Origin of the sequence: Muriicola sp., from assembly GCF_041567615.1 — a bacterium.
In the GTDB taxonomy this organism is placed as follows: domain Bacteria; phylum Bacteroidota; class Bacteroidia; order Flavobacteriales; family Flavobacteriaceae; genus Muriicola.
In genome coordinates this window covers 1-8,746 of sequence record NZ_JBFGBM010000114.1, presented here as the reverse complement: position 1 = coordinate 8,746, position 8,746 = coordinate 1, and the positions used below count along the sequence as shown (strand labels likewise).

At 49.2% G+C, this 8,746-nt stretch carries 8 protein-coding genes; 4 read left to right on the top strand and 4 right to left on the bottom strand.

Going from position 1 to position 8,746, the window contains the following annotated elements; all coding sequences use genetic code 11:
- A partial coding sequence (locus ABYP73_RS08860) for an ammonium transporter (protein WP_372974077.1) occupies positions 1–887 on the top strand: 887 nt, incomplete at its 5' end.
- Positions 888–995: 108 nt separating this feature from the next.
- Positions 996–2,036 (top strand): outer membrane beta-barrel protein, encoded by a 1,041-nt coding sequence (locus ABYP73_RS08855; RefSeq protein ID WP_372945889.1) that lies wholly within the window; start codon positions 996–998, stop codon positions 2,034–2,036.
- Positions 2,037–2,110: 74 nt separating this feature from the next.
- On the opposite strand, the gene ABYP73_RS08850 is transcribed toward ABYP73_RS08855, so the two are convergent.
- The gene (locus ABYP73_RS08850; RefSeq protein WP_372945890.1) at positions 2,111–2,752 is read right to left on the bottom strand and encodes a DUF1684 domain-containing protein; all 642 of its coding nucleotides are present in this window, start codon (positions 2,750–2,752) and stop codon (positions 2,111–2,113) included.
- Between the two features lie 116 nt (positions 2,753–2,868).
- On the opposite strand from ABYP73_RS08850, the gene ABYP73_RS08845 reads away from it, so the two are divergent.
- A complete protein-coding gene (locus tag ABYP73_RS08845) occupies positions 2,869–4,077 on the top strand; it encodes an MFS transporter (protein WP_372945891.1) in 1,209 nt (402 codons plus the stop codon).
- 58 nt (positions 4,078–4,135) lie between these two features.
- On the opposite strand, the gene ABYP73_RS08840 is transcribed toward ABYP73_RS08845, so the two are convergent.
- Both ABYP73_RS08840 and ABYP73_RS08835 read right to left on the bottom strand, forming a co-directional pair.
- Positions 4,136–5,578 carry an alpha/beta hydrolase gene (locus tag ABYP73_RS08840; protein ID WP_372974076.1) on the bottom strand — a complete coding sequence of 481 codons (1,443 nt, stop codon included), beginning with the start codon at positions 5,576–5,578 and terminating at the stop codon, positions 4,136–4,138.
- Positions 5,579–5,710: 132 nt separating this feature from the next.
- The gene (locus ABYP73_RS08835) at positions 5,711–6,163 is read right to left on the bottom strand and encodes an Lrp/AsnC family transcriptional regulator (RefSeq protein ID WP_372974075.1); all 453 of its coding nucleotides are present in this window, start codon (positions 6,161–6,163) and stop codon (positions 5,711–5,713) included.
- A gap of 119 nt (positions 6,164–6,282) precedes the next feature.
- Here ABYP73_RS08835 and ABYP73_RS08830 point away from each other — a divergent pair, with 119 nt between their 5' ends.
- Positions 6,283–6,720: a hypothetical protein gene (locus ABYP73_RS08830; RefSeq protein WP_372974074.1), complete on the top strand. Its 438-nt coding sequence runs from the start codon at positions 6,283–6,285 to the stop codon at positions 6,718–6,720.
- 61 nt (positions 6,721–6,781) lie between these two features.
- Here ABYP73_RS08830 and ABYP73_RS08825 read toward each other — a convergent pair.
- A partial coding sequence (locus ABYP73_RS08825; RefSeq protein ID WP_372974073.1) for a methylmalonyl-CoA mutase family protein occupies positions 6,782–8,746 on the bottom strand: 1,965 nt, incomplete at its 5' end.

Here is an 8,746-nt window from a genome sequence, read left to right as displayed (position 1 = left end):
GAGCTGTGGCAGAGCGTATCAAGATCGGACCTTTTATGATCTTTGTGATACTCTATGTGGGTCTCGTGTACCCCATAGTGGGATCATGGCAATGGGGAGGTGGTTTCCTCTCTACCCTCGGTGGGGATGATGCCGGATTCTACGATTTTGCAGGATCTACTCTCGTGCACTCCGTAGGAGGATGGGGAGCCCTTATAGGGATCTATCTCCTCGGCGCCAGAATCGGGAAATTTGGGGAAGACGGGAAGCCCAAGGCTCTTACGGGTCACAATATCCCTCTGGCTACCGCCGGGGTGCTTATCCTCTGGCTGGGATGGTTTGGGTTTAACGGAGGATCCGTATTGTCCGGAGACCCTGAACTCACCTCCCTCGTACTGGTAACCACCAGCCTCGCAGCCGCTGCGGGTGGTGTAGGTGCCCTGATCCTGTCGACCTTTCTCTACAAGAATCTCGACCTTACCATGTTCCTGAACGGAATCCTGGGCGGACTTGTGGGGATCACGGCAGGAGCAGACCTGATGTCGCCCAATGAGGCCGTACTCATAGGTTTTATTGCCGGTTTGATCATCGTACTGGGTGTAGCCTTTATCGACAGGATTCGTCTGGACGACCCGGTAGGTGCCGTGACCGTTCACCTGATCTGTGGAATCTGGGGAACACTGGCTGTGGGTATCTTTGGCGCCAAGGCCGGAGGGGACCAGTTCCTCTACCAGCTGGCCGGAGTGGGCGCGGCGGCGGCCTTCTGTTCCCTCACCGCCTTTATCATCTTCTACAGCCTGAAAAAGACCGTAGGTATCAGAGTCTCCAAGGAGGAAGAAGTAGACGGACTCGACTTGCACGAGCACGGAATGGATGCCTATGCAGATTTTAGAATGAACCAACATTAACATAATAAAGAACGGAGCGTTCTGCCAAACGCTCCGTTCATAACCTTTTCAACATTTCAACTTAAAACAGTATTAACATCCTGATAACAGGATAACAAACACAGAAATATGAAAACGATTATTTATACAAATTTCGGAAAAAAATTACTCTATCTAACCATACTTCTCGTCGGAGTGACAGGATTTGCCCAGGAAGAGGAAGAAAGCTCAAGCCCGTTTACCCTCTCCGGAAGTATTGACACGTATTACAGGACTACCTTCAATGATGGCGGACTGGCCACAACGGCCACCCCCACCTCCTTTGCCAATCAAACCGGATTTGCCCTGGGGATGGCAAACCTGATCGGAGCCTATGAAAAGGGAGACACCGGAGTGGTGGTCGACCTGGTCTTCGGTCCCAGAGGTACGGAAGCTACTTTTGAAAATGATGTGCTGAACGGCATCATCAACCAGGCCTATGCCTATTGGAATGTATCGGAAAACACTACCCTGACCATTGGTCGTTTCAACACCTGGGTAGGATATGAGGTCATTGCGCCTGCCGCCAACTTCAACTACAGTGTTTCCTATCTCTTTTCCAACGGACCGTTCTCCCATATGGGAGTAAAAGCCGACTTTGCCCTTTCTGATGACGTGAGTCTGATGGTTGCCGTAACCAATCCCTGGGACACCAATGATATCAGTGCCACCGGGGAGTATGCCCTGGGAACACAGCTGGGTGTTCACGGGCAGTACCTCAACCTGTATTACGACAGTGGATCCAACGGAGGTCTGGGCTTTGAGATCGATTATACCGGTGGTGTGGATCTGACAGAGGATTTCTTCCTCGGTATCAATGCGGCCTACAACAAGAATTCTGAAACAGATTCCGGATTCTACGGAGCCGCCATCTACCCACAGTTGAAGACCTCAGATGACTTTGCCATCGGACTGAGAGGTGAATACTTCGCCTTTACACAGGACGGTTTCGACGATGTTCCCGTTTTGGGACTGACCCTGACAGGAAGCTACACTAAGGAAAACCTGATCATCAAACCAGAGATCCGCCTGGATAGCTTCGGAGATGACAATGAACCCTTTTCAGATAGTGACGGGGCACCCACAAACAGCCTCTCTTCATTCCTGATCGCAGCGATATACTCTTTCTAGCAGGGAGTCTTTATTAGTTTTGTTTAGTTCGTTGATAAACCCTGGCAATTTATTGTCAGGGTTTTATTTTGAACCTATTTGAAGGCTTTCACCCCTGCCCTGACCTCCATAGAAAGATGGTTCTGGGTGGGCACCAGCGGGCAGGAATACTTTTTGTTATAGGCACAATAGGGGTTATAGGCCCTGTTGAAATCGATCACGAGCTGTTCCCCTTCCGGAATGCTCAAATCTATGTACCTACCTCCTTCGTAGGTCGACTCCCCATTGGTCTCATCCGTAAACGGAAGGAACAGGTATTCTTCATACCCCTCCTCAGTGCTTAATTCCTGATTCTGATACACCTCGAGCTGGTACCTCTGCCCCTTCAGCTCGAAACTCAACAGCCCGTAAACGACCTCCTCAGACATCCGGTCCGTATTGGTGGGCATCAAAAAGGGAATGGCCTCAGGGGTGCGCGTCAGCTCCGCCACCACCCGGAAGGCGGTATCCGGATCAAAGAATTCAAGCCCTACAAAATCCTTGCGATAGCGATCCGGTAAAGGAGAAGATTCCGGGTTGGCAAATTCTTTATTCAGTTCATTCTGAAAGGTGATGATAGAAGCTAAAATACTATCGGCCGGTAATTCCTTTTGGTCGACCTCGTCATGGTATTTCTTCCCATCCCCGCAACTGTTGAAAACCAAGACCAGGAACAGGAGGCAGATCAAAATTCTCATACGTGCATCCTTTGGTATCAAAAGTACGGAATAGGTCATTTTTTAGCTAGTTTTAAGTCGGTTTAAAGGTGAGCCCTTAAATTCTGGATCAGCGGGTCACGATAGAAAATAACCCCATGAAGTTGCTCTACCTTTCTTATCTCAATTCCTTTAAAGGACTCTCAAGGGAGGTTTGGTGGCTGGCCCTGGTCACCCTGATCAACCGCGCCGGCACCATGGTCATCCCTTTTCTATCCCTCTACCTCACCCAGGACAGGGGCTTCTCCCTGGAAGACGTGGGGACCATCATGAGCTGTTTTGGCCTGGGTTCCCTTGCAGGAACCTGGCTGGGAGGAAAACTGACGGATGTGATCGGCTATTACAAGGTCATGGTCTGGAGCCTTTTCCTTACCGGACTCCTCTTTATCTGGCTGCAGATGCTGGAATCCTTTTATGCCATTTGCGGGGGGATCTTTGTGCTGATGGTCATTGCAGACTCCTTCCGGCCCGCTACTTATGTGGCCATGAACGCCTACAGCAAACACGAGAACAAAACCCGTTCTGTGACCCTGATCCGCCTGGCCATTAACCTGGGATTTTCAGCCGGACCTGCCATTGGCGGGGTCATTATTGCCTCTACAGGGTATTTCGGACTCTTCTGGATAGACGGGATCACTTGTCTGTTGGCAGCCCTTCTCCTCCTGCTGGTACTCAATCCTAAAAAAGCAAAAGAACTGGATCACGTTAAGAATGAATCTCCCCGTTCTGCCTACAAGGACTATCCCTACCTCCTTTTTATCGGCGCCATGGTCCTGCTGGGGCTGATTTTTGTGCAGTACTTCTCGACCGTGCCCCTGTTTTACAGTGAAATAAAGTCATTAAGCGAGGTTAGTATCGGGCTCCTTCTGGCCATGAACGGGTTTATCATCTTTGTCTTTGAGATGCCGCTGATCAAATACCTGGAAACATCCACCCTTTCCAGGGCCTCCCTGATGATCCTCGGTCTGGCGATGACCACCTTCAGTTTCTTTTTCCTGACCTTTGGTAACTGGAATGGCCTTCTGGTGATCGGCATGATCCTGATGACGCTGGGGGAAATGATCACCTTTCCCTTTTCCAGTGCCTTTGCTATGGACCGTTCCCGTTCGGGAAGGCAGGGAGAATATATGGCCCTGTACAATATAGCATTTTCCATTTCCCATATTTTTGCCCACAATGGCGGCATGGTCTCTATTGCGAACCTGGGTTACAGGTCTACCTGGCACCTGGCCATGATCATTGGAGTTATGGGAATACTCTTGCTCTACGTCCTGCGCTTCAGGCTACAGATCAGAAACAAGACATAGCAGTATACCCTCTCTTCCCAATAGGAGGGAATTCAGATAAGGAAACGAAAACGTGGGACTAATCCTCTATGAGGTCGTACCGGGCATCTTTGAAGTACTTTTCGATGATCTCGTTGAATTCCGGGGTGATCCTTAACAGGGCCGTGTGCTCCAGGGCATAAAGGGCCGCTTTGTCCGTGAAACCCTTCTTCAGCAGTTCCTCCAGGTAAAAAAGGGCCGTCCCGAAATCTTCGTATTTGGCGCTGTCAGAAATGATATTGAGGTAATTCTGGTATTCCATGGGAGCCGTTATGGTCTTAACCATCCACAGGTAGCTAAGAGCTTCTTCATTCACCGGATTCTGGGCCTTTTCCAGTTCAATGTTATCCTCCACCAGGGCATTCAGGAATCCCAGCAGGCGTTCGCCCATTTCCTTTTCAAAAGGGTCATTGCTCTTCCGGAACTTGTCTATCTCTCCCTTCTGGTAATTCCACCATCCCAGGTTGTTGTAATTAAGGGTAAGTACATCGTCATTGAGGTTGAAGTCGTATTCCTCCCGTATGAAGTATTCCTTTTGCAAGTAACGATTTTGCTTACGCGACTGCACCTGGTATTCCTTTTCTCGCCAGATGAACTTCTTCCTTCTTTTCAATTCATCCAGATCGAGCAGTCCTTTGAATTTAGTGAGCATCTCATCGGAAAGGAAAGCCGCCCCCAGATAGTTCCCATTGGTCACCAGCTGATCCAGCTCTGCCATGCTCCGGTTGTAAATACTGTTCACGTACGTCGAATCCTTCGCGATATCCCCCTTGCTCATACTCTTTAAATTAAGGATCTCGAGAGCGCGCTGCAGATAGTCCTGAGGGGGCCACTCGGCCCCTCCTTCAAATACCATCAGGTAATCGACCATTTTTGACCTTCCCAGGGCTTTAGTGGTTGTCCTGGTCATACCGAAATCTTCCAGAAGATTAGTGAAGTTGTGGTCTGATCTCCCCACTATGCCTATAAACTGAAAGGGGTTTTTTGGATTTATCAATTCCTTGTACGGAATGCCGGAACCACAGGAGATCACACCTTCCACCGGCTTGATCAGGGAAGCGATGATGGTGGCGAACTGTGCCCCGTCATCCAGTCCTACTGTATATGTGCGATTCTCATGAATGGACAACAAACTGTACACCCTGTTGAACATCCGGCTTGCCCTCAGGGTATTCTGAACGATAGACAGGCTGTCATGTAAATCATTTGAGGCCGCTACCACAAAGCCCTGCTTCTCGGCCACGCCCCTGAACATATGCACTATCTGTTTTGCGCGGCCTTGCATATCTAAAGCAAAAAGGACCGGCCATTTCCTGGAGGGCTCGTAGTTAGTGGGAAGATAAACCGCGAAGGTTTCCGGTATGGAATCATTGATTCGGATGGAGTCCTGGACCATCCCTTTTCTGATGGATATTTCCTGAGACCTGAGAGGCGACAGAGCCGCACTGATCACAAATAAGCAGAGAAAAAACGGAATTTTCATAGCATTTTATTCCTCAAAAATCCGGCCAAAATGTAATTCGGAATCCGGAAAAATGAAAATCGATCTTCCTTCATTCGCGATCAGAGGACCCCACAGAAAATCGACTTCCTGATCTAAAATAAGGAATTATTTTTACCCCTTTCTTTTTTTTATGGGCGCATCAGCCACCACGTCAGACAAAATGATATGGGTCCGCGTCTCCCCGTACAGAATGTGTTTATCTATAAACTTTTCCAGGTGGAACTGATCCCTAAGGATCACTTCCATGATGATATTCTCATTTCCTGTGATGCGATAACAATTCACCACTTCATCCAGGGTCACGACCATTTCCAGAAAAGGTTTTAACTTCCCCATAAATGCCTTTAGGGTGATGATCGCCTTTAACTGATATCCGGCCATGGCATGGGATACCCGGGCAAAATATCCGGTGATGATCCCCAGGTCTTCCATCTTTTTTACCCTCTCGGCAACCGCAGGAGGGGTAAGGCCCACCTTCCTCCCAATACTCGAAAAGGATTCACGGGAATTCTCCTGTAAACACTGCAATATTCCCCAGTTCAAGCGATCTATCTCTGATTTCAAATTTTTTAACGTTTTAATTTTTATTTTACTAAGCAAATTTAAAATTTATCTTTAAAATAAAAAGCTACTTCGATCAATTACTATGTAATTTTAAGTAATTAAAGCAATGAAAAAGAACGATGTCCCAAAATCACCTAGGATCTCTCCCGATCTATAGAAAAGCTTTAGAGCTCTGTACCCTCAGTCAGGAGCTGGCTTCTTTTGTTACTTACAACAAGAATTTACTCACCCTGTATCAGTCTGACAGTCACCGGGATCACATTGCAGACTCCCTGATCACAGATGCGGTCCTGATCCCACAGCAGATCGCCAGGGCTGAGACCTCAGCCTCCATGGGAGACAGAATGAAGAGCGCTACTTTTATCGGGATCATGCTCCGAAATATCAATTCTTATTGCAATGGGCTGGAAAAGGACGGACTGAGGGAAAAGGAATACCTGAACCTGCTGAGACGGGAGATCCGCCTCTTCCGAAGATCTTTTAAAAAGTGGCGCAAATCACTGATAGGTTACAACAAACCCAGGGAGACCTGGCATTTCAGGGAATACCTGGGCTAAATCAGGAATGTATTTATTTCGTTAATTCCCGATCCCGGTAAAGGTACCGCATACCCCCCAGTTACATGTTGCGCCTGTACTGGCCTCCTACCTGGAACAAAGCCTGGGTGATCTGGCCCAGGGAACAGTATTTAGACACTTCCATCAGTTTTTCGAAGATATTCTCATTGTGAACGGCCACTTCCTGCAATTCTTTTAACCCTTGTGCCGACTTTTCCTGGTTGCGCTTTTTTAGATTTTCCAGAGTGATCAACTGCGTTTGTTTCTCTTCTTCCGTGGCCCTGATCACTTCCTTGGGCAGGATTGTGGGAGAACCCTTGGAACTCAAGAATGTGTTGACCCCGACGATGGGGTACTCCCCGTTGTGTTTCAGGGTTTCATAGTGCAGGCTCTCTTCCTGTATCTGGGAACGCTGGTACATGGTTTCCATAGCACCGAGTACCCCTCCCCTTTCCGTGATCCGGTCGAACTCGAGTAAAACCGCCTCTTCAACCAGATCCGTCAGCTCCTCTATGATAAAGGATCCCTGCAGGGGATTCTCATTTTTGGCAAGGCCCAGTTCCTTGTTGATGATCAGCTGTATGGCCATGGCCCTGCGAACCGACTCCTCCGTGGGTGTTGTGATCGCTTCATCATATGCATTTGTATGCAGGGAGTTGCAGTTGTCATAGATGGCATAAAGAGCCTGCAAGGTGGTTCGTATATCGTTGAAGTCGATTTCCTGGGCGTGAAGGCTCCTTCCTGAGGTCTGTATGTGGTATTTGAGCATCTGTGCCCTGGGGTCGGCTCCGTACTTCTCCTTCATGGCTTTGGCCCATATCCTCCGGGCCACCCTGCCGATGACGGCGTATTCGGGATCTATCCCGTTGGAAAAGAAAAAAGAGAGGTTGGGTCCGAATTTATTGATGTCCATGCCCCTGCTCAGGTAGTATTCCACATAGGTAAATCCGTTGGAAAGGGTAAAGGCCAGCTGGGTGATTGGATTGGCCCCTGCTTCCGCAATATGGTAGCCCGAGATGGAGACCGAGTAAAAGTTCCTCACCTTTTCCCCGATAAAATATTCCTGCACATCACCCATCAAACGAAGGGCGAACTCTGTTGAAAAGATACAGGTATTCTGTGCCTGGTCCTCTTTCAGGATATCCGCCTGTACCGTACCCCTTACTTCCTTCAGGGTCCTGGCCTTGATCGTTTCGTACACATCAGCGGGCAAGACCTGGTCTCCGGTCACCCCCAGGAGCATGAGGCCCAGACCGTCGTTGCCCTGAGGCAGTTTCCCGGCGTATTTAGGTCGCGATTTTTCGAGGCCTTTGTACAGGGAAGCGATCTTCTTCTCTGTTTCCTTCTCCAGGCCGTTCTCCCTGATATACTTCTCACAGTTCTGATCGATGGCGGCATTGAGGAAAAAAGCGAGCAACATGGGGGCAGGGCCATTGATGGTCATACTGACCGAGGTCATCGGGTTCGTCAGGTCGAATCCGGAATACAGTTTTTTCGCATCATCCAGACAGCAGATGGAAACCCCCGCGTTCCCGATCTTCCCGTAGATATCGGGCCGTTTTCCCGGGTCATTTCCGTAGAGGGTGACTGAATCGAAGGCCGTAGAAAGGCGTTTGGCCTTCATGTCCAGGCTGACGTAATGAAATCTCCGGTTGGTCCGTTCAGGTCCTCCTTCCCCGGCGAACATCCGGGTGGGATCCTCCTCTGTGCGTTTAAATGGGTACAACCCCGCTGTGTATGGGAAACTTCCCGGGACATTTTCCTGCAGGATCCATTTCAGCAGGTCCCCCCAGGCTTCGTATCTGGGCAGGACCACCTTGGGGATCTGCAGGTGGGAAAGGGACTCTGTATGGGTATCGATCTCGAGTTCCCGGTTCCGTACCTTAAAGCGGTATACGGGGGCTTTATAGCGATCTACCCTGGATTTCCATTGGGTTATGGTCTTCCAGTGGTGGGGGTCCAGGTTGAGTTTTACGGAGTTGAATTCCCCGATAAGCAATTGCAACAGTTCCTTTTTACCTTCCGG